The organism is Streptomyces albidus (ex Kaewkla and Franco 2022), from assembly GCF_013870515.1.
GTDB lineage: Bacteria > Actinomycetota > Actinomycetes > Streptomycetales > Streptomycetaceae > Streptomyces > Streptomyces albidus.
Genome location: NZ_JACBXA010000074.1, coordinates 1 through 22,951, shown reverse-complemented (window position 1 = coordinate 22,951; position 22,951 = coordinate 1). Strand labels below are relative to the sequence as shown.

Below are 22,951 nucleotides of genomic sequence, written 5' to 3'. Positions count from 1 at the left end.
TCGCTGCCGCTGGCCAGCCGGCTGCGCGCCGACCTGGTCCGTGCTCTCGAGGGCTCACTCCGCATCGCGTCCCGGCTCGCGGAGCGCGAGGCGGCCTATCGCAGGCCTCGCCGCCGCACCCTGTCGCCGCCCCCCCGGGTCACCGTCGCACCCGGCAGTTCGAAGCTGGCCACGGTGCTGGAGGTGAGGGCACAGGACGCACCGGGGCTGCTGTACCGCATCGGACGTGCCCTGGAGGGGGCGGGCGTGCTGGTGCGCAGCGCGCACGTCAGCACACTCGGCTCCAACGCGGTCGACGCCTTCTACGTCACAGGGGCCGACGGCGGGCCGCTGCCGTCGTCCGAGGCGGCAGGGCTCGCCCGTGAGCTGCAACGGGAGCTGGGACGTGCGCCGGAGGACGAGCGGGGAGCGGCGGCCGGTCGCTGACCGGACCTGACCGGAGTCCGGGCGGACGGATACCCTGGGAGGCCGACTGCCGACTTGAACCCCAGTACCCAGACGCGAAGGACCCGCGACCGCCGTGTTCGACACTCTCTCCGATCGCCTCGCAGCGACCTTCAAGAACCTTCGCGGCAAGGGCCGCTTGTCCGAGGCGGACATCGACGCCACGGCACGCGAGATCCGTATCGCCCTGCTGGAGGCGGACGTCGCCCTCCCCGTCGTCCGCGAATTCATCAAGCAGGTGAAGGAGCGTGCCGTCGGGGCCGAGGTCTCCCAGGCGCTCAACCCCGCACAGCAGGTCATCAAGATCGTCAACGAGGAGCTCATCGGCATCCTCGGTGGCGAGACCCGTCGCCTCCGCCACGCGAAGAACCCGCCGACCGTCATCATGCTGGCCGGTCTTCAGGGTTCGGGTAAGACGACGCTCGCCGGAAAGCTCGGCCGGTGGCTCAAGCAGCAGGGGCACGCGCCGCTGCTCGTCGCGTGTGACCTCCAGCGTCCCAACGCCGTCAACCAGCTCTCGGTCGTCGCCGAACGGGCGGGCGTCGCCGTCTTCGCGCCGGAGCCGGGCAACGGGGTGGGCGACCCGGTGAAGGTCGCCCAGGACTCCGTCGCACACGCCCGCGAGAAGCAGCACGACGTGGTCGTCGTCGACACCGCAGGCCGTCTCGGCATCGACGAGGAGCTGATGCGGCAGGCCGCCGACATCCGGGACGCGGTCAGTCCCGACGAGGTGCTCTTCGTCGTCGACGCGATGATCGGCCAGGACGCGGTCACCACCGCGGAGGCCTTCCGCGACGGTGTCGGCTTCGACGGCGTGGTGCTCTCGAAGCTCGACGGCGACGCACGCGGCGGCGCCGCCCTCTCGGTCGCCAAGGTCACGGGCAAACAGATCATCTTCGCCTCCAACGGCGAGAAGCTGGACGACTTCGACGCGTTCCACCCGGACCGCATGGCGTCCCGCATCCTCGGCATGGGCGACATGCTCACCCTCATCGAGAAGGCCGAGCAGACCTTCAGCCAGCAAGAGGCCGAGAAAATGGCCGCGAAGCTGCAGAAGGGGCCGAAGGAGTTCACGCTCGACGACTTCCTGGCGCAGATGGAGCAGGTCCGCAAGATGGGCTCGATCTCCAAGCTGCTCGGCATGATGCCCGGCATGGGCCAGATGAAGGACCAGATCAACGATCTGGACGAGCGCGAGGTGGACCGTACCGCCGCGATCATCAAGTCGATGACGCCGGCGGAGCGTGCCGAGCCCACTGTGATCAACGGCTCGCGCCGTGCTCGTATCGCACGCGGCTCCGGTGTGGACGTCAGCGCTGTGAAGAACCTGGTGGAGCGCTTCTTCGAGGCCCGCAAGATGATGTCCCGGATGGCGCAGGGCGGCGGCATGCCGGGAATGCCCGGGATGCCGGGCATGGGCGGTGCCGGGAAGAAGAAGGCCAAGCAGCAGAAGAAGGCCAAGGGCAAGCGCCAGTCGGGCAACCCGATGAAGCGCAAGCAGGAGGAGCAGGCCGCGGCCCAGCGCAAGGCCGACGGCCAGGGCGGTGCCTTCGGCGGTGCGGGCGCGGGGCAGGCCCCCGAGGACTTCGAACTGCCTCAGGAGTTCAAGGACATGCTGCCCCCGAAGTGAACCATCGGGCGCGGGGGCGGATGATGTCGTTCATGCGCGTATACATCCGGCCCCCGCAGCCTGCCGACGACGCCGTCTACCGCGAGGCGGTCCTTCGCTCGGTCGATCACCTCAGCCCGTGGAACCCGGTGGAGCCCGACGGCCTCCCCGACCTGCTGCGGCGTCAGGGCCCCGCACTGCGAAGCTTCATGATCTTCGACAGCGAGGACGACGGGCTGGTCGGCCGGGTCAACGTGGCGAACATCGTCCGCGGCCGCTTCTGCAACGGCTCCCTCGGCTACGACAGTTACGTGCCCTACGCGGGCACCGGACGCATGACCGAGGGCATGCAGCTGATCGTCGACCGCTGCTTCGAGAGCGCTCCGCAGGGGCTGGGGCTGCACCGTCTGGAGATCAACGTCCAGCCGGAGAACGACCGCTCCGCCGCCATGGCGCGTCGGATGGGCTTCCGGCACGAGGGTTTCTCCCCTCGGATGCTCTTTCTCAACGACGCCTGGCGCGACCACGAGCGGTTCGCTATGACGGCCGAGGAGTGGCCGGAGGCGATGTCGGCGCTGAGTGAGCGGCTGCGCCGGGACGGCGGGCAGGAGCGGGGGCAGCAGCCCCAGGAGCAGGGGCAGGGCTGAGCCGGTCGCTGAGCCGGCCGTTCCTCCGGAGGCTGCCTCCTTGAGGCCGGTGCCCCGGGTTCTCTCATGGGCCTCCCTGCCTTCTGACGGACGAGCATCTGACGTGTCGCCAGGTGATAGATGTACTGTGCACGTCACTGGTGCGGTCTGCGCGCTCACGAGCAGTACGGGAGCGAGGGGCCGCCCCCTCCTCGCAGACCGGAGAGAGCCCTATGCGTAACCGATCCGTGCTGGCCGTACTCGGCCTCGCCGCGGCTGCCGTCATGGTCGCGGCCCCACTCCCCGCCGCCGCAGCAACCGGTGCGACGGACGCTGCGGGCGGCCTCGGCGCCGTCGCGCGCGGAGACTGCCCGCAGCTGTCGAAGAAGCTGGAGTGGTACGGCCACAACCGCGCCAAGCTCCAGCGCATGATCGACGAGCGCGGCCTGTGCGGGCACGCGGAGCGCGGCGGGCACTCCCGTCCGGTCGCCGCTTTCGACTGGGACAACACCGTCGTCAAGAACGACACCACGGACATCACGCTGGCCTGGGCCCTCAAGCACGACAAGATCCTCCGCCCCAAGAGCTGGAGCGACACCAGCAAGTGGCTCACACCCGAGGCCGACCGGGCGCTGACGAAGGCATGCGGCACCGCCGTACCCGTCGGCCGCCCGCTGCCCACGTCCAAGGACACCGACTGCACCGACGAGATCTTCGAGATCCGTGCGGAGGCGCAGACCATGAGCGGCGCCCCGGCCTTCGCCGGTGACTGGAACCACCGCCGCACGGTGCCGGAGTACGCCTGGGTCGCGCAGCTGTTCGCCGGACACACGCCCGAGCAGGTCGGCGAGTACGCGGAGAAGGGCCGGGTTCAGAGCCTCGCCGCTCCGGTGGGCAGCAAGATGAAGGTGGGCACGCACTCCGTCCCGGCGTACGTGCGCTACTACCCCCAGCAGCGGGACCTGATCCGTACGCTGCAGCGCGCCGGCTTCGACGTCTACATCGTCTCGGCGGGAGTCGAGTACGCGGCCGAGGTGTGGGCCCGCGGTGTGGGCATCGACGCCGAGCACACCATCGCCATCCGCAGCGTCCTGAAGAAGGGACGCATCACGACGTTCAACGAGGGCTGCGGGGGCGAGCCCGCCAGCCAGGGCGAGACGATCCCTTACATCGACGGAAAGCGCTGCTGGATCAACCAGGACATCTACGGGATCAAGGGCCCCGACGCCTGGGAGCGGCAGGACGCGAAGCACCGCATCGCGCTGGGCGGCGGCGACGCCAACACCGACGTCACCTTCGTGGGCGACGCCACGGGCTCGCACCTCATCCTCAACCGCAACCAGGACGAGGTCATGTGCCGTGCCTACGACAACGCGGACGGCCGCTGGGTGATCAACCCGATGTTCATCGAGCCGCTGCCGCGAAGGACCACCGCCTACCCGTGCGCCACCTCCGGGTACATCAACGAGGACGGCTCGCTCTCCGCGGTGCGCCGCCTCGACGGCAGCATCGTTCCCGACCAGCAGGACCGCGTCTTCGGCTGAGCGGTATCAGGCTGAGAGATCCCGACTGAGCGGCCCGACTGAGCGTCGAAGCTCCCGGCCCGCGGGCGCACCCGATGAGGGTGCCTCGCGGGCCGCGGTGCGTCCGGCTTGCGGTGTCAGTGCGGCAACAGGGGTGAGCCGCCCGCGAGTCCGCCCGGATCGAGGCCGAGGAAGCGTGCAGCTGTCGCGCCCACGTCCGCCAGGCCCTCTGCGTCCGGCAGACGTGCCACTCTCTCGCCATCCGGGCGGTGAATCAGCACGGGCACGTACTCACGGGTGTGGTTGGCGTGCCCGATGGTCGGGTCGTTCCCGTGGTCACCGGTGACGATCAGCCGGTCGCCGGGACGGTCCAACTCCTCCAGCAGCGCGGCGAGTCCGGCGTCGGTCTGCTCGAGTACGGCGCCGAATCGCGGGGCGTCCTGCTGGTGCCCGGCCAGGTCGGTCTCCTGGACGTTCGCGACGACCAGTGCGCCCTGCTCCGTGCTTCGTGCGTTCCGTACGGCCGACAGCGTGTGCTCCAGCACCTCGTCCGTCACCACCGCGGGGCGGCGCAGAGCGCTCTCGCATGCCAGGATGTCGGCGGCCTTGCCGGTCAGCGTCACCGCGACGCCTGCACGAGCGGCCAGCTCCGGGAGCTGCCGGGTGTGATCCATGGGTGCGCCCAGGTGCTGCACCTGCAGCCCGCCGTTGCGGTAGAAGCCGGTGGCCGGGGTGTCCAGCCCGACCGTGCCGCCGTCACCGTTCCGTACGGACGCGGACAGCGGATGCTCGGAGTGGCCGCCGACCGCGATCACGCGGGCGACCGGCGCCACCGCCCGCACCGTGCGGGCGACCGCGAGGATCCGCTCGAACGGCAGCTCCTCCAGGCGCCCCGAAGCGTTCCAGTTGATGCCCGGATCGGCCTCCAGGTTGTCGTGCACGAGCACGCGTCCGTCGACCACAGGCAGCGGCTCGCCGTCCAGCAGTTCGACGGTGTGCCCAGCCTGCTCGAGGGCGTCGGTGACCTCCGCCAGCCGCTCGCCGAGACGCGCGACGGTGACCTTGCTGAAGTCGGCGCCCATCATCGTCTGGTGGCCCGCATAGGTGTCCGCTCCGGGATAGCCGAGGCGGGCGCGGCAGAGCGCGACGGGCAGCGCCGTACGGCCGGTCAGATCGGGGTGGGGGTGCAGCACGCCGAGTCCGAGGGCGCCGAAGGCGGGCAGCCGCAGCGGCCTGCTTCGCGAGGCACGGCAGCGGTCGAGCACGTGCCCGAGGGTGTCGGCGGCCCGGTCGCCTGGACGGAGCTCGCCCGCGTCGGGCATCGCGCCGATGCCCAGCCCGTCCACGACGACGATCACGCATCTGTTCATCTGTTCCGGTCCGCCTATCGGAGTGCTCGGCCGAGTGCGTCGTGAAGTCCGGTCAGCGACGGCGTGCCCGAGGACAGGCCCGACACGACGGCGACGTTGCTCCGGGTGACGAACATCTGCGTACGGAAGGCCAGTACGGCGGTGTCGCCCGTACGCACAGCTGCTCCGCCCGGGGGCGGTGAGGACAGCAGCCGGTAGTAGTCGATGTTCTCGGCCGGCATCTCGTGCACGTGCAGCCGCAGTCCCGTGCGGTGCAGCAGTGCGTCCTTGATGCCCGCGCGGGGATAGAACCCGCCGCCGTGGAGCGCCGGCCGGCCGTCGGCGAGGGTGTGGGCGACCTCGGTGACGTAGACGTAGCCGGGCCGCTCCGGCTGATGCGGATCCAGGGCGTGCAGCGGCGTCGTCCCGGTCAGCGCGTGGCCTGGTTCGCCGTGTGTGGCGCCCAGTTCGGCGAGCAGCGGCAGCGTCGCCGTCGAGGTGGCGCTGGGCGCGCTCAGCTTCAGCCCGGAGTGTCCGCGTGCCGCGAGCAGCGCTCGCGCCTCCCGCAGCACCGTGAACGTCTTCGTGGGCTGCGGTGTGCCCGTGGCCGGGTCGCACAGCAGGCAGGGGAAGCCGGTCACTCCGGCGACGCGTATGCCCGGCAACGTCTCCGCGTCGGACGCGAAGCTCTCCAGCTCCTCCAGCGGAACCCCGCCTTCCTGCCCGGGGTAGACCGTGTCGGGCGCGCCTGCCATGCGTATGAGGACGTCCTGCACGAAGCCGAGCTGGTGCGCCTCCTCGGACACGGCGCGGGCGTTGCCGATGTCGAAGACGGTGACCGCCTCCGGACGCCACGCGAGCATCTCCGGGAGCGCGCGCCGAGGGATCTGCACCAGATGACCGAGGTTGCCCGCGCGGGCGCCCGCCGCATGCAGCGCGCGCGCCTCCGGAGCGTCGATGGCCGCGAACCTCGGCAGGTGGCGGGCGACGGCCCGGATCAGTTCGGGGTTGCGGCCGAACTGCTTGACGACGAACCACAGCCCCAGGCCGTGCCGTTCGGCGGCCTGAGCCATCAGCTCGGCGTTCGCCTCGACGGCGTCACGGTCGACGACGTAGGTGTCCGGCGGAATCGCGCCGTCGCGGTGCAGCGCGGCGGCTGCCTCTGCCAGCTCGGGGTTGCGGGCCAGGACGGTGTCGAGGAACAAGTTCAGTCCTTCCCGGCGGCGGTCTGGTCGTGCGCGGCGTACAGGTCCTCGATCGCCCTGCGGAGGATGTCCACGACGAGGCCGGCTCCGGCCCGCATCGGGTTGATGCGCACCGTCCAGTCGGCCAAGGCGGGTGCGTCGTCGAGGGTCGAACTCGACATGCGGTAGACGAGTGGCGCGATCTCGTAGCGGGAGTTGGAGCCCACCGGGTACGGAGCGGCGCCGTACCGCGCGGCGACGGCGGGCAGTTCGCGGGCGAGCGGGCGGTCCAGACGCGCCAGCACACAGCGGTCCTGCACATTGGCGAGGCGTGCCTCCACCACACCGGGCACTTCGCCCGCGGCCAGCCGTTCGGCGATCTCCGCGCCCGCCCGCGACTGCAGCGCCCACATCACCGGTACGTGCGTGAGCGCGCGCAGGGCGTCGAGCGCCTGGTGGCCCTGTACCTGGCCGCCGCCCGAGTAGTTCTCGGCACGGACTCCTCCGACCAGTTCGGATGAGCCGACCACCACGCCGACGCCTTCAGGGCCGTGCAGCTTGAAGAGCGAGAAGCAGGAAGCCTCCGCGCCGAGTTCGACCCCGCACGCGGGCACCCGGAAGGCGGCGTAGTTGTCGTCGACGACTGCGCGCACGCCGGCCGCCCGGCAGACGGACAGCACCTCGCCCGGATCGTAGGAGTCCCCGAGTCGCTGCCGGGTGTGCTGCACGTAGGCGTAGCGGAAGCGTCCTGTGGCCAGCGCCTGTTCGAGCCCGTCCCGGTCGTTGAAGTCGGCCTCGACGGTGCGTACGCCCAGTCCGCGCAGCGTGCTCGCAGTGGTGCGGTAGACGGGCGCGCTGTGGATGAGCAGTTCCTCGCCCGCGTCCAGCACCGCGCCGAGCGCGGCACGGATGGCTCCGGTGCCGGCTCCCTGCACGAGGGCGGCTGCCTCCGCACCGAAGTAGTCGGCCAGTACGGCTTCCACCCGCGCTGTCGTACGCGGTCTGCCCAGCCCCGGTACGACACCCGCGTCCGCCTCGAAGAGCTGCTGCCCCTCGAAGTGCCGTGCTGTGCACTCCATGAGGCGGGACTGCCGGCCCACCGCGTCCTCGAGCGGAACCGTGGGCAGCGGGAACGTCTGCGGCAGATGCGCGCTCATGTCACACCTCCTCGGCGTCCGCGCCCGTCAGGAAGCGCAGCGGGTTCCGGCGGGTCAGCAGATCGATCAGATCGTCGTCGGCTCCTGCCGCACGGACCTGCGGCAGGAAGGACCGGAAGAGGTGCCCGTAGCCCTCACCGCCCTCGCTGCGCAGATAGCCGTACCGCGAGACGTCGCAGCTGAGCAGCACGCGTTCCGCGTGCCCGGCGTCCAGCAGAGACAGCAGCAGCCGCAGTCGTGTCTCGTCGCTCTGGTAGCTCTCCTTGCCGACGGTGTCGAAGGCCACGTAGGCGCCCGCCGCCGCCAGTTCACGGTGTACGGCGGGGGAGTCCAGCAGATCCTGGTGCCCGACGCTCACACGGTGTGGCGGCAGCCCGGCAGCCGTCAGCAGATCGAGTTGCACGAGGCCGCCTCGGCCCAACTGGGCGTGCGTGGCCAGGGACAGACCGGTCGCCGCCGCTGCACGTGCAGCGGCGGTGAGCGTACGTGCCTCCGCTTCGTTCGGCGCATCGCCGTGGCTGCCGACCTCACCGATGACGCCGGGCCGTACGCCCGTGGAGTCGAGCCCGGTCTCGATCTCCCGGACCAGAACCTCTTCCAGCTCCGCGGCGCCGGCGCTCGCCACCTCGGGGGGATGGAACTCCTCGTAGTACCAGCCCGTGGCGGCGACGACCGCGACGCCCGACCGTTCGGAGACCTCCGCCAGCGCTGCCGCGTCGCGTCCCATGCCGCGGCAGGTCAGCTCGACGACGAGTGAGAGGCCGTACTCCTCGCGCAGCGCGGCCAGTTCGGCCGTGACCTGCTCACGGTGGGCGCGGCCGAGGACGGCTCTCGGGTCCGCCTCCCGGGAGAGGTCAAGAGCAAGATGCTCATGGGCGAGGACCGGCCCCGTCACCGACGTCGCATCCAGCGTCCCTCTGACCGTCCGCAGTCGCGCGGCGGACGGTGACTCGGATGCGCCAGGGGGCGCGGGAGGAGGGGCCGACGGCTGCGGGCTGTGCGGCTCGTGCATGGTGCTGGTGCCTTTCCGGCCGTACGCGACGATCCCGCCGGTCAGCTCTTGACCGGCGTGAACAGGTCCAGCCAGTAAAGGAGATTGAGGACCACACCTCCTACGAGCACGGCCGCCGGCGCCGCGGCCATCCGCACCACGACCCGTCCCATGGCCTCGTTCAGCAGGTAGAGGCCGCCGACGATGAGGATGCCGAGTCCGCCGCCCATGGTGTTGGCGGCCATCAGCGACCCGAACAGGATGGCCAGCCAGAGGCTTTCGCTGATCGCGCTGCGCAGATGCTCGGAGGAGTCGCGGACCGACGGCAGCTTGCCGAGCATCTTCCCGATCCAGGACAGCGCCAGCACCTCGAGAGCGAACACCACAGCGCCGGCCAGGAGTGCCAGCCACGGGCTCGGCAGCAGATAACCGATGGGGTAGACGAAGGTGAACCCCGCGATGGCGTACGCGCCGGAGGCGAGCGCGGTCGTGGCGATCAGGGGTATGAAGCCGAACACCCGGTAGAAGTCCACCTGTGCGGCACCGGAGTAGTCGCCCTTGGCTATCAGGAAGCTCGTGGCTTCGCCGCCGCCGAAGACGTGCATCTGCGCGAGCAGGCAGACGCCCGCACCGAGCACCATGAACAGCGGCAGGTGGCGCCGCAGCCGCGCGGCGCTCGCGCTGAAGAGCGAGTGCATCGGATCGTCATCGGGGACCTCCGACGTGCTCGCCTCCTCACCGGTCTCGGTCGCCTTCTCCCGGTCCGCGCGCCGCTGATGTACGTCCTTGGCTATGGCGAAACCGATCAGCATCACGACGCCCACCGCCATGGCCGCGGCTCCGGGGAACACGTCGGGCCACAGCTTCATGGTCATGATCACCAGAGCGAGTTCGACGACACCGGCGATGCCACCGCGGAGCCGCCCGAACTGCCTCGTGATCGCCAGCACCGGGAAGAGGGTGAAGAGGAAGAGGATCGGCGTCGCCATCTGCTGCATGGCGGTCAGGAAGTCGACGGGGAGTTCGTGTGCGACGTCGTTCGCCCCGTTGAGCCCGAAGATGACGACCGCGCCCCAGGCCCCGCCCAGCAGCGGGGCGATCCACTTCTTCGGCGAGAGGATGCCGAGCACGTCCGTCGGCAGGAAGAGCAGCCAGGGGTTGAGCACTCCGGTGGAGAGCGCCATCGGCGCGCCCAGACCGAAGATGAACCCGGCGGACAGCCCGAACGACACCGCTGTCGTCGCGTTGCGCGTGCTGCGCCCCTGGATGAAGTCGAGCATGAAGGGCCGGACGCCGTCGTTGAAGACGGCCAGCGCCAGGTGGGATATGAACGCCGTCAGCGCGCACAGGACGATGACGGTGATCTTCTGCGCGACTGAGAAGTCGAGGCTCTGACTGCCCGCGCTCACCGCGCCGGCCAGAAGTGTGCTCACAGGGCTGCTCCTTTGGGCCCGGGGGATTCAGGTGGCGTCAGGTCACGCCATGGGTGGCCGGTACGAGCGGTACGGCCGTACGAACTGGCGGCACGGCCCGGAGCGACGGCCCCGGGCCGTGCTGTCAGGAGCTGCGTGCCGCGATGGCATGGGCGATCACGGGGAGGGTCGCTGAGATCTGGTCCATGCCGAACCCGAAGACCTTCTTGCCGCCGTCGATGAGTTCGGTGACTTCCTGCACGGTGGGGATGCCGCGCCCGAAGGTGTGACAGGTGCCGCTGCCCAGCACACCCAGCAGCAGCCCCAGGGAGGCGCCCGCCCCGGTGTAGCAGGTGCCGATGTAGAAGTCGGCCTGGCCGGCGCGGAGCTTCATCGCAGCCTCCATGTCGTTGGAGACGGTGACCTCCAGGCCGCCGATGTCCAGTTCCGCGAGCTCTTCGGCGACTTGGGCCTTGGCGACACCGCCGGTGAGGATCTTCGTCACGGCTGCTCTTCCTTCTGCTGTTCGTCCGTATCGCCACCGGTGTCCGTGCCCGGCGAAGCGCGCACTGCTGTGCCGACGGGGGAGCGCTGGTCCAGTACGGCCAGGTGCATGGCCAGGAAGTTGATCTCGGAGCGGGGGAGGAGAGCGCCCAGGGTCCGCTGCGCCCGTACGGCGATCTGACCGGCGCGCTCCACGGCCTCGGGCCGCTCCGCCAGTTCGGCCGCGACGCTCTCGTCCGTCGGAAACTCCTCGATAGCCTCGCCGTCGACGAGTCTGGTGAGGGCCATCATCAGATGGCTGGTGAGCATGCCCGCGGTGTCCTCCGCGACCGTACGGCCGGACGCGGCCAGGCTTTCGAGCTCGTCCTCGACGAACTCGGCGACTTCTGCCCGCACTTGACCGGTCTCCCGGAACAGCTGAATCCGGAGGGCGAGTTTCTCCTCCATGGGCACGTCCTTCCGCGGCACGATCACCGGCCACGACAATAATCAGGATTCTGCTTTTTGAGGAGACCCCTGGTGACGCTTTCTTCGGGGGACGTACTGCCGGGTGCGGGACGGTCGAAGAAGCTGCCGCGGAGCGACCGAAGAAGTGGCCGCGGTGCGGCCGAGGAAAACCGCGCGGAGGCGCCGTGGAAGCGGGCGCGAGGCCTCCGAAGCGAGGAGTGCGGCCGCAGAGATCAGTACAGCGGGACGCGCTCGCCGCGCAGAACCTCGCCCTGAAGCTTGGTGACGAGATCGAAGTTCAGCCAGGCGCGCACCGCTTCGAGTGCGCCGGCGCCCTCCGTGCGGGCGATCAGAGCCGCGCTGGAGTTCCGCAGGGCCAGCTCGCGGGTGATCTCCTCGCCCAGCGGCAGAACTTCGACGTCGGGGCCGAGGTGATCGCTCACCTCGTCGAGGTTCCAGACGGTCGCGTCCACGCGCTCACGCGCGAAGAGTCCGCGCAGCTGCATGTACGACGACTCGATCCACTCCACGTCGTCACGGCCCGCGAACGCCTGGGCGGCCAGCATCCGCAGGTCCTCCGACGAGGAATCCACCGCGACGCGCAGGCCCTTCGTCTCCAGCGCGACGCCGCGTCGCAGCAGCAGCCCGTGCGACCCCACGTACGTCTCCGCGCCCAGGTCGGCGACCAGTTCGACCGGGTGGTCACTGGCGAGGCGGTCGGCGGCGAATCGTGAGAGGACGACGAGGTCGACCTTGCCCTCGAGCAGCGCGGCCAGCCGCGTGGACGCACCCCGCATGAACGTGATGGCGAACGGGGATCCCGCTTCCTCGAAGGCCGCCCTGAGCCCGGTGGCGAGGCCTTCGTAGCGGTGGGAGTACGGCAGTGGCATCGCCGCGAGGAGGGTGCCGAGGCCGGCCATCCGCCAGAGAACGGCGCGGTCCGCCCGTACGAGGAACGTGCCGAGATGACCCCGTGCCCTCGTCTCGACGGCACCTGCCTCTTCCAGGAGCTGCAACCCCGCCTGAACCGTTCCGTTGCCGACTTTCAGTTCACCTGCGAAGTCGCGCAGCCGTGGAAGCCGGGTGTCCGCGTCGTGATTCAGCAGCAGCGCGGCCAACTGACGCGCGGCCATGCCGTTACGGGTGAGAAAGCGCTCGTCGGCACCGCTGATCATGCGGGGGATAATATCCAGAATCCTGGATATTGCCAACGTTCGGGGGGATACCCCGGTGAATGCGACCCGAGGGTATGTCTGTATGGTCACCCAGGTGTACCGATCGCCACCGGGCGGGGCTATCCGGAGGTACATCCGGCTTGATCCCGGCTGGGCGGGTTCTCCCCGCTTCAGCACACCCGCCCCACTGCGGGAACCTCGGTAGGGACTGACCGGTACGTGCAAATTATTTAGGTTGTCCCGGAATCGGAACACTGAGGCGGTCCGACTCGTTGAGCACGACGTGAGCACGACACCACCAGTCCTCGCCGCCGAGCTGGCAGCCGCGTGGGCCGATATTCAAAGGCACCACTCCGAGCTGCCGGATCTCGCCGCTCCCGAATCACTGATCGGAGAGTCCTCGTCCGCCTGTGGCGCGGGGCTCTCCTTCGAAAGGCTGCTGCACGAGGCAGTTCACGGAATCGCCGCCGCGCGCGGCATCCGCGACACCTCCCGTGCGGGCCGCTATCACAACCGCAGATTCCTCGCGATCTCCGAGGAGTTGGGCCTGGTTCACCCTGAAGAGCCGCATCCAAGCAGCGGTTTCTCCCTCGTGACGCCCTCTCCCGAGACAAGACGGCGCTATCGCCCGACGATCGAACGCCTTCAGCGTGCGCTGAAGGCGTACAGCGCAGCGACCGAGACGGACACGGGAAACAGCTTCCGCGGTCCGGCAGCCCGGCACGGTTCGTCCGGTGGCGGTGTGCGGGTCAAGGCCGTCTGTGACTGCGGGCGCAACGTCCGCGTGGTCCCGTCCGTCCTGGCCCAGGCGCCGATCATGTGCGGAGCCTGCGGCAAGCAGTTCCGTATCCCCGACCCCGCCGCGGAGTCAGTCAGTTCCGCCGAAAGGGTCGAGGCGGTCGCCGGCGCCGCATGAGCGCGCCCCGGCGGGGCGGGCGGTCCAGCATCGTCCGTTCCCGTCAGGGCACGTCGTGCACGTCATCGTCACGTGCGCATGTGAGCCGTGAGCGGCCCCGGTGGCCACGTTCGGCCGACCGGGGCACGTGTGGCATCATGGTGCGCTGTACTCGACAGTCGTACAGGACCCCTCTCTCCTCCGGCTGACGCGTCCATCGGACATCCGGGTACCACAACCCCACGTGGCCACCCGCAGTGTCCACCCACGTCAAGACCAGGAGACACCACAGCAGTGGCAGTCAAGATCAAGCTGAAGCGACTGGGCAAGATCCGTTCGCCGCACTACCGCATCATCGTGGCCGACTCCCGCACGCGCCGTGACGGCCGTGCCATCGAGGAGATCGGGCTCTACCACCCGGTGCAGAACCCTTCGCGCATCGAGGTCGACTCGGAGCGCGTCCAGTACTGGCTGGGTGTCGGCGCACAGCCGACCGAGCCTGTCGCGGCCATCCTCAAGGTCACCGGTGACTGGCAGAAGTTCAAGGGTCTGCCGGCCCCCGAGCCGATGAAGGTCGCCGAGCCCAAGGCCGACAAGAAGGTCCTCTTCGAGGCTGCGGCCAAGGAGTCGGCTGACGAGCCCAAGGGCGAAGCGATCACCAAGAAGGCCAAGAAGGCCGACAAGAAGGCAGACGAGGCCGACAAGGCTGAGTCCTCCACCGAGTCGACCGGGGCCTGAGCATGCTCGAGGAGGCCCTCGAGCACTTGGTGAAGGGCATCGTCGACAACCCCGACGAGGTACAGGTCGCCTCCCGCACTCTTCGTCGCGGGAGCGTGCTCGAGGTCCGGGTCCACCCTGACGACCTCGGCAAGGTGATCGGCCGCAGTGGCCGCACCGCGCGCGCTCTGCGCACCGTCGTAAGTGCTCTCGGCGGCCGTGGTGTCCGCGTCGACCTCGTCGACGTGGACCAGGTCCGCTGAGCCGCACCATGCAGCACCGGCACGGGCCGGGGACGGCACTGACCGTCTCCGGCCCGTGTTCGCGTACGGGTGCTGCGGCACGCGGGGGCGTGGCAGCTCACGCAGCTGCAGCTGCCGGACAGCAGGGCCGGCATCGAAATCAGCAAGGGCCTCACGGACAGGTCGAGCACGGAGAAGCACAGTGCAGCTAGTCGTCGCACGTATCGGCCGCGCACACGGCATCAAGGGCGAAGTCACGGTGGAAGTGCGCACGGACGAGCCGGAGTTGAGGCTCGCGCCGGGCGCCGTGCTCGCCACGGACCCCGCCACCGCCGGACCGCTGACCATCGAGCGCGGCCGCGTGCACAGCGGCCGGCTCCTGCTGCGCTTCGACGGCGTGCACGACCGGGGCGCTGCGGAGGCGCTGCGCAACACACTGCTCATCGCCGAAGTCGATCCGGACGAAGTGCCGGAAGACCCCGACGAGTTCTACGACCACCAGCTGATCGACCTCGATGTGATCACCACTGACGGTGTGAGCGTCGGCCGCGTCGAGGAGGTGGCGCACCCGCCCGGGCAGGATCTGCTCGTGGTCAAGCGCGAGGACGGCAGCGAGGCACTCATCCCGTTCGTCACCGAGATCGTGCCCGAGGTCGACATCGAGGCTCAGCGGATCGTCGTCGACCCGCCGCCCGGGCTGCTCGACGAGTCCGCTTCGGCCGCCCGTACGCGAGGTGACGCGGGCGGCGGACCGGTGAAGTCCGACGGGGACGCGGCAGGAGAGGCAGCAGGGGACGACGCCCCGTGAGGATCGACGTCGTCACCATCTTCCCGGAGTACCTGGAGCCGCTGAACGTCTCGCTCGTCGGAAAGGCCCGCACCCGCGGCCTGCTCGACGTGCGCGTGCACGACCTGCGCGAGTGGACGCACGACAGGCACAACACCGTCGACGACACCCCCTACGGCGGCGGCCCGGGCATGGTCATGAAGCCCGAGCCCTGGGGTGAGGCCCTCGACGAGATCATCGGGTCCGACGAGACCCGGACCCCCGTGCTGGTCGTGCCCACGCCCAGCGGCCGTCCCTTCGGCCAGGAACTCGCCGTCGAGCTCTCCGCCGAGCCGTGGCTCGTCTTCACACCGGCACGCTACGAGGGCATCGACCGGCGCGTCATCGAGGAGTACGGGGAGCGGCTGGACGTACGCGAGGTCTCGATCGGCGACTACGTGCTCGCCGGCGGCGAGGCGCCCGTACTGGTCATGGTCGAGGCCGTCGCACGGCTGCTGCCCGGAGTCCTCGGCAACGCCGAGTCGCATCGCGACGACTCCTTCGCGGCGGGAGCCATGGCGGACCTGCTCGAGGGCCCGGTCTACACGAAGCCGCCGGAATGGCGGGGGCGCGGCATCCCGGAGGTGCTGCTCAGCGGCCACCACGGCCGCGTCGCCCGCTGGCGCAGAGACGAGGCCCTGGCCCGTACGAGCGCACACCGCCCCGATCTCATCGCACGGTGCGACCCCGCGGTCCTCGACAAGCACGACCGCGCGACCCTGGCGAAGCTGGGCTGGAGCGAGGGTGAGGACGGCCGATTTTGGCCGACCGAGGACGCCGTGGAAGAATAGGCCGCTGCTCCACACCCGGCGCGCGACCCTGCCACAGGGGGACCGACGCCCGCGGGGAGAGTGGGGCCCTCCGAATCAAGCATCACGATCATTCCGCTGATGGCCTGTGGCATCAGCGAGGAAAGCAGACGGTCATGTCTCAGCTTCTCGACCAGGTCGACGCCGGATCCCTGCGCGACGACGTCCCCGCCTTCCGCCCCGGTGACACGGTCAACGTCCACGTGCGAGTCATCGAGGGCAATCGCTCGCGTGTGCAGCAGTTCAAGGGTGTCGTCATCCGCCGCCAGGGCGGTGGCATCCGCGAGACCTTCACCGTCCGCAAGGTCAGCTTCGGCGTCGGCGTCGAGCGCACCTTCCCCGTGCACACCCCGATCGTGGAGAAGATCGAGGTCGTGACCCGCGGTGACGTCCGTCGCGCCAAGCTGTACTACCTGCGTGAGCTCCGCGGCAAGGCCGCCAAGATCAAGGAGAAGCGCGAGAACTGATCGCGCTGTAGGCGGTCCTGAGGGCGGCTAGGCTTGCGCCCGCGATGGACACCGATGCACAGCAGCAGGACGATGCGGAGCGCGACCGCGTCTCCGAACCCGTGAAGGGGCGGAGGCGCTGGTCACGCTCCGCTCGCGTGTATCTGGGGGTCGCCTCCCTGCTCGGTGTGCTATTGCTGGTCAGCGCTTTCGTAGTGCAGCCTTTTCTCATTCCGTCTTCCTCTATGACCCCCACTCTGGAGGTCGGTGACCGCGTGCTGGTCAACAAGTTGGCCTACAGAATCGGCAACTCTCCGGGACGCGGAGACGTTGTGGTCTTTGACGGCACGGAATCGTTCGTGAACGGGGAGGAGACGAACGGGAATCGGGTGACCGGCTTCGTGCGTAAGGCCGGTGCGGCGGTCGGCTTGATGAGACCGTCGGAGACGGACTACGTAAAGCGTGTGATCGGTGTCGGCGGGGACCATGTCCGCTGCTGCGACAAGCGCGGAAGGATCGAGGTGAACGGTGATCCGCTGGACGAGGGTTATCTGCACGACGGTGACGACCCGTCAGCTGTGCCGTTCGACATCGAGGTTCCGCCAGGACGGTTGTGGGTGATGGGTGATCACCGTTCCGATTCCAGCGACTCCCGGGACCACCTCGGTGATCCGGGCGGTGGCACCGTCCCCGTGGAACGGGTCATCGGGCGCGCGGACGGGATCGCCTGGCCGATGAAGCGCTGGAGCTCCGTCGTCGGTGCCGGGGGAGGTGCTCATGGCTGACCGCCTGGGCCCGATCTACGAGGGCCGCCCCAAGGACGAGGACGGATCCCGCCCTCCGGCTCCCCAACGGCGCACCCGGTACGAGTACGGCGCACCCAACGGCAACGGCCAAGCCGGCGGGAACGGCAACGGCGCGAACGGCGACGGTGCCAACGGCAATGGGGGCTACGGCTACAGCGAGCCGTTCGACTACTTCGGGCGTTCCTCCGCCACCGTCACGGCACGCGGTCCCGCCCCGGCACCCGCGAACCAGCCGCCTCCGGTCGTGCCTCCAGTGGGCGACGTCGGTGAGACCATGGCGCTCGGTGCCCTGAGTTCGCGTTCGGCCACCCTGGCCGGTCGTGTCACGAGGGACGAGAAGCTCGGTATCCCGACGGGGCCCAGCGGTGGACGTGCGCAGCGGCGACGGGCCGCGCAGCGTGCCAAGCGGCGCAGACGACTGTCGATCACCAAGGAGATACCGATCCTCATCGGTGTCGCGCTGTTCATCGCGCTGGTCCTCAAGACCTTCCTCGTGCAGGCGTTCGTGATTCCGTCCGGTTCGATGGAGCAGACGATCCGCATCGGTGACCGCGTGCTGGTCGACAAGTTGACGCCCTGGTTCGGAACGAAGCCCGAGCGCGGCGACGTCGTCGTCTTCAAGGACCCGGGCGGCTGGCTGCCGGCGAGCGAGCAGCGCAAGGAAGACCCCGTCGGGATCAAGCAGAGCAAGCAGTTCATGACGTTCATCGGCCTGCTCCCCTCGGACAACGAGCAGGACCTGATCAAGCGAGTCGTCGGGGTGGGCGGCGACAGGGTCAAGTGCTGTGACGAGCAAGGCAAGATGACGGTCAACGGCAAGGCCATCGACGAGCCGTACATTCATCCGGGCAACCAGCCCTCCCAGATCAAGTTCGACGTCACGGTGCCCATCGGGCGCGTGTTCGTCCTGGGGGACCATCGCTCCAACTCCGCGGACTCCCGTTACCACTTGAAGGACAAGGGAGACGGGAGCGTTCCCGAAGAACTCGTCCTGGGCCGTGCCGTGGTGATCGCCTGGCCGTTCGACCATTGGGGGAAGCTCGAGGATTCCGAGGCGTACGCCTCCGTGCCCTCGGCGAAGGGGGCGTCGGCAGCCGCTCCGGCCGGCGCGAACAACCGAGTGACGCAATTCCCGATCCCTGCGGAACTCCCGCTCGTTATGGGAGTCGTGGGCCTGTCCCGGTTGTCGGGAAGGCGGCAGTGGATTGTGAGGAGTGATTGTGGGGGACTTGGCGGTCGGCGCTCGTTCCGGTTCCGGCGACGGCGAGGACAGGGGCGGAGCGGAAGGCAAGAGTCCTGACGCATCCGCTATCGGAACTGATGAACACCTCGCGGCGCGTGACGCGCCGTCGACCGCGGAGAAGGGCAGTGACATCAGCGTGAGCACGGGTGCGGAAGACGGCACCAGAAGTGAGCACGGGCGGCGCAGCGAGCGGAAGCAGCGGTCCTTCCTGAGGGAACTGCCGATGCTGGTCGGTATCGCGCTGGTACTGGCGCTGCTGATCAAGACGTTCCTGGTACAGGCGTTCTCGATCCCGTCGAACTCGATGCAGAACACGCTGCAGATCGGCGACCGTGTGCTCGTCGACAAGCTGACGCCCTGGTTCGGATCCGAGCCGAAGCACGGCGAGGTCGTCGTCTTCCACGACCCGGGCGGCTGGCTGAGCGAGTCGGCGGTGCCCGAGCCCAGCGGCTTCGGCGGCGCAATGCAGGAAGCGCTCAGCTTCGTCGGCCTGATGCCCTCCGCAGCCGAACAGGACCTGATCAAGCGGGTCATCGCCGTCGGCGGCGACACCGTGGAATGCAAGCGGGGCGGCTCCGTCAAGGTCAACGGCAAGGCGCTCGACGAGCCCTACCTCTTCCCGCAGAGCACCCCGTGCGACGACCAGCCCTTCGGCCCGCTCAAGGTGCCCGAGGGACGGCTCTGGGTCATGGGCGACAACCGCCAGGACTCCCTCGACTCCCGCTTCCACCAGAAGCTGGAGGGCGGCGGCTCCATCCCGGTCGATCAGGTCGTCGGCCGCGCGATCGTCGTGGCCTGGCCGCCGACGCGGTGGTCGGCGCTGCCCGTTCCGGACACCTTCGCCGAGAAGGGTCTGGCTTCGAAGGCGGCGACCGGCGCCCCGGCGGCTCTGGGCGTGGCCGGTGCTGTGCCCCTCGTGCTGTGGCGGCGCAAGCGGCTGCTCAACAGCGCGATCAACCAGCCTTTGGTCAAGGGCTGACCTCCCCCGTACCTGGGACCGTCTACCCCGGGTAAGGTGCGCCCAGATCGATGCGGCGAGCTGATCGGGAGTGCGGGAATGGGCAACGCTGGACGTACTGGCACAAGTCGCGGCCGCCTCGGGCACACGCTTTCGGGGCTGGCCGTGGCGGTCGGCTGCGTGCTGTTCCTGGGAGCCTTCGTCTGGGGTGCGCTGCTGTACCAGCCCTATACCGTGCCGACGGATTCGATGGACCCGACCGTCAAGGCGGGCGACAGGGTGCTTGCCGAGCGCATAGACGGCGGCGACGTACGCCGCGGCGACGTCGTCGTCTTCCAGGACTCGGTCTGGGGCTCGGTGCCCATGGTCAAGCGCGTCGTCGGCACCGGAGGCGACAAGGTCACCTGCTGCAACAAGCAGGGCCAGCTGTCGGTCAACGGCAAGACCCTCGAAGAGCCGTACCTGAAGGACACCGGCCCGGACTCGCAGCCTCCGTTCAAGACGACGAAGGTGCCCGAGGGCAGGCTGTTCATGCTCGGTGATCACCGCATGGACTCGGTCGACTCCAGGGTTCATCTGGAGGACGGCGACCACGGCGCGGTCCCGCGCTCCGCGGTGAATGCTCGAGTCGACGCAGTGGCCTGGCCCATGAGCGGCTTGGGGATGCTGAGCCAGCCCGTGGGTTTCACGGCGCTGCCGGGCGGGACCTCGGATCCCGGGCCGTTGCAGCCGCTGGTCGCCTCGATCGTGGTGGGCGCGGTCCTGATCCTGGGCGGTGCGGCGTACGGTCCGATAGCGCGGCGGGCCGGACGGGGCGCTCGCAGCTGACGCACAATGGGGGCACGCACGGCTGAAGGGGAACACGCCATGAGCGCCGAGGACCTCGAAAAGTACGAGACCGAGATGGAGCTGAAGCTCTACCGGGAGTACCGGGACGTGGTCGGTCTCTTCAAGTACGTGATCGAGACGGAGCGGCGCTTCTACCTCACGAACGACTACGAGATGCAGGTGCACTCGGTCCAGGGCGAAGTCTTCTTCGAGGTCTCGATGGCCGACGCCTGGGTGTGGGACATGTACCGGCCTGCTCGTTTCGTGAAGCAGGTGCGCGTGCTGACTTTCAAGGACGTGAACATCGAGGAGCTCAACAAGAGCGAGCTCGACCTGCCGGAGGGGTCCGGCTTCAAGAGCTGAGCGGGATCGGGCTGCCTCGGCGAGAACCGGAGCCGGGCCTGAAGCTGGACGGTCTCACTCGTGCGCCGCCATCACTCGAGTGAGTGATGGGGTTGTCCACAGTCAGCAGGTTGTCCCCCGAAATCCACCATGATCATCCGCCGCCTCCGGATGCCGTCACAGTCGGTGACGGAGGTGGTGCGGGATGAACGCCCGACAAGCACTCGGCCGATACGGCGAGGATGTCGCAGCTCGGAGGCTGCGTGAAGCGGGAATGGCGGTGCTGGAGCGCAACTGGCGCTGCGCCGAAGGCGAGCTGGACATCGTGGCGCGCGACAAGGACGCGCTGGTGATCTGCGAGGTCAAGACGAGGCGAACGGGGCGCGGCGGCACATTCGAGCACCCGATGGCCGCCGTCACTCCCACGAAGTCGGCCAGGCTGCGGCGGCTGGCCTCCCGCTGGCTCACGGAACGCTGGCTGACCAGGTACGGGCAGCCGCCACGCGGGGGCGTCCGCATCGACCTCGTCGGCGTGATACTGCCGGAGCGTGGCGGTCCGCTGGTCCAGCATGCGCGAGGGGTGGCCTGATGGGGTTCGCCCGTACGTGCTCGGTGGCGCTCGTCGGCGTTGAGGGTGTCGTCGTCGAGGTCCAGGCCGACCTCGAACCTGGAGTAGCGACGTTCACGCTGGTGGGGCTGCCCGACAAGAGCCTCACAGAGAGCCGGGACAGGGTGCGGGCCGCGGTCGTCAACGCCGGCTCGGACTGGCCTCAGAGGAAGCTCACCGTCGGGTTGAGCCCGGCAGCGGTCCCCAAGAGCGGCAGCGGGTTCGATCTCGCTGTGGCCTGCGCGGTGCTGGGCGCTGCGGAACGTATCGATCCACGGACCATCGCCGGGCTGATGATGATCGGCGAGCTGGGCCTGGACGGGCGGGTGCGCCCGGTGCGCGGGGTCCTCCCAGCGGTTCTGGCTGCGGCGGACGCGGGGTGCCGGCAGGTCGTGGTGGCGGAGGAGGCGGTGCCGGAGGCGTCCCTCGTGCCGGACGTGGCGGTTCTGGGCGTCCGGAGTCTGAGACAGCTCATCGCGTTGCTGAACGACGAACCGATCCCTGAGGAGGAGCCCGACCCCGTGCCGGAGGGCTGGGCCCCGGAGGAGGAGCGTGGGTCCGGCAGAGGAGCCGTGGGGCTCGCTGTCCCCGGCAGCGGCTGGGCGCGCGGCGCCGGGGGAAGGGCGGCGAACCCGCTGGACATGGCCGACGTGGCCGGGCAGGCCACGGCTCGCAGGGCACTGGAGGTCGCAGCGGCGGGGCGGCACCACATCTTCTTCGGCGGCCCGCCAGGCGCCGGCAAGACGATGCTGGCCGAGCGGCTTCCGGGGCTGCTCCCGCCGTTGACCGCGCAGCAGTCGCTGGAGGTGACGGCCGTGCACTCGGTGGCCGGGGAGCTTCCCCCGGGCCAGCCCCTGGTCACACGCCCGCCGTACTGCGCACCGCACCACTCGGCGACCATGGCCTCCCTGATCGGCGGCGGCTCCGGCTTGCCGCGGCCGGGGGCGGTCTCGCTGGCTCACCACGGGGTGCTCTTCCTGGACGAGGCGGCCGAGTGCAGCGCCCGGGTCCTCGACGCCATGCGGCAGCCGCTCGAGTCGGGTCACGTCGTGGTGGCACGCGCCTCCGGGACGATGCGGATGCCTGCCCGCTTCCTCCTGGCTCTCGCGGCCAACCCGTGCCCTTGCGGGCGGCACGGCATGAACGGGGGAGGGTGCGAATGCCGTCCCTCATCCGTGAGGCGATACCGCGCGAGGCTGTCGGGGCCGCTGATGGACCGCGTCGACCTCCGGGTTCCGGTCAAGCCGCTCACCCGCTCGGAACTCACCGGGCTGCACGGCACCTCGGAGACGACAACGGTGATCGCCGAGCGCGTGCTGGCCGCGCGGGAACGGGCCGCTCAGCGGTACGCGGAGACGCCGTGGACGACCAACAGCGACGTCCCAGGTCACGAGCTTCGCACGCGCTGGCCCGCTGAACCGGGCGCCCTCGGCAAGGCGGAGGAGGACATGGAGCAGGGCCTGCTCACGGCTCGCGGGATGGACCGGGTGCTGCGCGTCGCGTGGACCGTCGCGGACCTCACGGGGCACGACCGTCCTACGGCGGAAGACGTCAACTGGGCCCTGGAGCTTCGTACCGGCATCAGACGGGGCGCGCGATTGCCTGTCACGACGATGAGGCCGGGGGCGCCGGCATGACGGGCGCAGGGCGAGGCCGTCATCCGGAGTCCGCGGCGGAGGCCAGGATGCCCGGCGAGGAGAGGCCGGGCGGGGTCGACCCCGAGGAGCAGCTCGCCCGCGCGGCACTGACCCGGATCGTCGAGCCCGGCGACGAGATGGCGGGGCGGTGGTGTGCCAGACGTCGATGCGTGC

General features: G+C 69.6%; 23 protein-coding genes and 2 pseudogenes. 17 read left to right on the top strand and 8 right to left on the bottom strand.

Translation table 11 applies throughout. From position 1 onward, the window contains the following. The 4 genes and pseudogenes from H5J26_RS13990 to H5J26_RS13975 all read left to right on the top strand — a co-directional run. Positions 1-426, top strand: a pseudogene (locus H5J26_RS13990) ([protein-PII] uridylyltransferase); the annotation flags it as partial. Between the two features lie 94 nt (positions 427-520). Next, positions 521-2,074 carry a signal recognition particle protein gene (ffh, locus tag H5J26_RS13985; RefSeq protein ID WP_181766159.1) on the top strand — a complete coding sequence of 518 codons (1,554 nt, stop codon included), beginning with the start codon at positions 521-523 and terminating at the stop codon, positions 2,072-2,074. Between the two features lie 32 nt (positions 2,075-2,106). After that, positions 2,107-2,700 carry a GNAT family N-acetyltransferase gene (locus H5J26_RS13980; RefSeq protein ID WP_419183796.1) on the top strand — a complete coding sequence of 198 codons (594 nt, stop codon included), beginning with the start codon at positions 2,107-2,109 and terminating at the stop codon, positions 2,698-2,700. 212 nt (positions 2,701-2,912) lie between these two features. Further along, the gene (locus H5J26_RS13975; protein WP_181766158.1) at positions 2,913-4,223 is read left to right on the top strand and encodes a haloacid dehalogenase-like hydrolase; all 1,311 of its coding nucleotides are present in this window, start codon (positions 2,913-2,915) and stop codon (positions 4,221-4,223) included. 116 nt (positions 4,224-4,339) lie between these two features. Here the strand turns inward: H5J26_RS13975 and H5J26_RS13970 are convergent, their stop codons facing one another. The 8 genes and pseudogenes from H5J26_RS13970 to yhfZ all read right to left on the bottom strand — a co-directional run bounded on the left by H5J26_RS13970 (position 4,340) and on the right by yhfZ (position 12,421). After that, positions 4,340-5,572 (bottom strand): phosphopentomutase, encoded by a 1,233-nt coding sequence (locus H5J26_RS13970; RefSeq protein ID WP_181766157.1) that lies wholly within the window; start codon positions 5,570-5,572, stop codon positions 4,340-4,342. A gap of 14 nt (positions 5,573-5,586) precedes the next feature. Further along, a complete protein-coding gene (locus tag H5J26_RS13965; protein ID WP_181766156.1) occupies positions 5,587-6,756 on the bottom strand; it encodes an alanine racemase in 1,170 nt (389 codons plus the stop codon). Positions 6,757-6,758: 2 nt separating this feature from the next. Then, positions 6,759-7,892 carry an aminotransferase class V-fold PLP-dependent enzyme gene (locus H5J26_RS13960; RefSeq protein ID WP_181766155.1) on the bottom strand — a complete coding sequence of 378 codons (1,134 nt, stop codon included), beginning with the start codon at positions 7,890-7,892 and terminating at the stop codon, positions 6,759-6,761. 1 nt (position 7,893) lies between these two features. Then, complete coding sequence (locus H5J26_RS13955; protein ID WP_309237902.1) at positions 7,894-8,787, bottom strand: phosphotriesterase; 894 nt, start codon at positions 8,785-8,787, stop codon at positions 7,894-7,896. A gap of 158 nt (positions 8,788-8,945) precedes the next feature. Then, entirely contained in the window at positions 8,946-10,316 is a 1,371-nt protein-coding gene (locus tag H5J26_RS13950) for a YhfT family protein (RefSeq protein ID WP_419183795.1), read from the bottom strand. Positions 10,317-10,440: 124 nt separating this feature from the next. Then, entirely contained in the window at positions 10,441-10,800 is a 360-nt protein-coding gene (locus H5J26_RS13945; RefSeq protein ID WP_181766153.1) for a DUF2620 family protein, read from the bottom strand. A gap of 77 nt (positions 10,801-10,877) precedes the next feature. After that, positions 10,878-11,246 (bottom strand): annotated as a pseudogene (locus H5J26_RS13940) (PRD domain-containing protein); the annotation flags it as partial. A 233-nt stretch (positions 11,247-11,479) separates the two neighbouring features. Further along, a complete protein-coding gene (gene yhfZ, locus H5J26_RS13935) occupies positions 11,480-12,421 on the bottom strand; it encodes a GntR family transcriptional regulator YhfZ (protein ID WP_210771317.1) in 942 nt (313 codons plus the stop codon). A 235-nt stretch (positions 12,422-12,656) separates the two neighbouring features. On the opposite strand from yhfZ, the gene H5J26_RS13930 reads away from it, so the two are divergent. The 13 genes from H5J26_RS13930 (at position 12,657) to H5J26_RS13870 (ending at position 22,777) form a co-directional block, all read left to right on the top strand. Continuing rightward, a complete protein-coding gene (locus H5J26_RS13930; RefSeq protein WP_181766152.1) occupies positions 12,657-13,337 on the top strand; it encodes a hypothetical protein in 681 nt (226 codons plus the stop codon). A 273-nt stretch (positions 13,338-13,610) separates the two neighbouring features. Continuing rightward, the gene (gene rpsP / locus H5J26_RS13925; protein ID WP_181766151.1) at positions 13,611-14,054 is read left to right on the top strand and encodes a 30S ribosomal protein S16; all 444 of its coding nucleotides are present in this window, start codon (positions 13,611-13,613) and stop codon (positions 14,052-14,054) included. 2 nt (positions 14,055-14,056) lie between these two features. Next, positions 14,057-14,296 carry an RNA-binding protein gene (locus H5J26_RS13920; RefSeq protein WP_181766150.1) on the top strand — a complete coding sequence of 80 codons (240 nt, stop codon included), beginning with the start codon at positions 14,057-14,059 and terminating at the stop codon, positions 14,294-14,296. A gap of 181 nt (positions 14,297-14,477) precedes the next feature. Beyond that, positions 14,478-15,083 (top strand): ribosome maturation factor RimM, encoded by a 606-nt coding sequence (gene rimM / locus H5J26_RS13915; protein WP_181766149.1) that lies wholly within the window; start codon positions 14,478-14,480, stop codon positions 15,081-15,083. Beyond that, positions 15,080-15,892, top strand: coding sequence for a tRNA (guanosine(37)-N1)-methyltransferase TrmD (gene trmD / locus H5J26_RS13910; protein ID WP_181766148.1), 813 nt, complete (start codon positions 15,080-15,082; stop codon positions 15,890-15,892). The genes rimM and trmD overlap by 4 nt, the downstream gene beginning before the upstream one ends. Positions 15,893-16,026: 134 nt before the next feature. Continuing rightward, positions 16,027-16,377, top strand: a complete 351-nt coding sequence (gene rplS, locus H5J26_RS13905; protein WP_181766147.1) for a 50S ribosomal protein L19 — start codon at positions 16,027-16,029, stop codon at positions 16,375-16,377. Positions 16,378-16,421: 44 nt separating this feature from the next. Beyond that, positions 16,422-17,141: a signal peptidase I gene (gene lepB, locus H5J26_RS13900; RefSeq protein WP_181766146.1), complete on the top strand. Its 720-nt coding sequence runs from the start codon at positions 16,422-16,424 to the stop codon at positions 17,139-17,141. Continuing rightward, entirely contained in the window at positions 17,134-18,462 is a 1,329-nt protein-coding gene (gene lepB / locus H5J26_RS13895; RefSeq protein WP_181766145.1) for a signal peptidase I, read from the top strand. The genes lepB (H5J26_RS13900) and lepB (H5J26_RS13895) overlap by 8 nt, the downstream gene beginning before the upstream one ends. Then, complete coding sequence (lepB, locus tag H5J26_RS13890; protein WP_181766160.1) at positions 18,392-19,384, top strand: signal peptidase I; 993 nt, start codon at positions 18,392-18,394, stop codon at positions 19,382-19,384. Before lepB (H5J26_RS13895) ends, lepB (H5J26_RS13890) begins: the two co-directional genes overlap by 71 nt. A gap of 78 nt (positions 19,385-19,462) precedes the next feature. After that, the gene (gene lepB, locus H5J26_RS13885; RefSeq protein ID WP_181766144.1) at positions 19,463-20,191 is read left to right on the top strand and encodes a signal peptidase I; all 729 of its coding nucleotides are present in this window, start codon (positions 19,463-19,465) and stop codon (positions 20,189-20,191) included. A gap of 39 nt (positions 20,192-20,230) precedes the next feature. Further along, positions 20,231-20,554 carry a DUF2469 domain-containing protein gene (locus tag H5J26_RS13880; protein WP_181766143.1) on the top strand — a complete coding sequence of 108 codons (324 nt, stop codon included), beginning with the start codon at positions 20,231-20,233 and terminating at the stop codon, positions 20,552-20,554. A gap of 184 nt (positions 20,555-20,738) precedes the next feature. Further along, positions 20,739-21,122 (top strand): YraN family protein, encoded by a 384-nt coding sequence (locus tag H5J26_RS13875; protein WP_181766142.1) that lies wholly within the window; start codon positions 20,739-20,741, stop codon positions 21,120-21,122. Beyond that, positions 21,122-22,777, top strand: a complete 1,656-nt coding sequence (locus tag H5J26_RS13870) for a YifB family Mg chelatase-like AAA ATPase (protein WP_181766141.1) — start codon at positions 21,122-21,124, stop codon at positions 22,775-22,777. Before H5J26_RS13875 ends, H5J26_RS13870 begins: the two co-directional genes overlap by 1 nt. Positions 22,778-22,951: the final 174 nt, after the last annotated feature.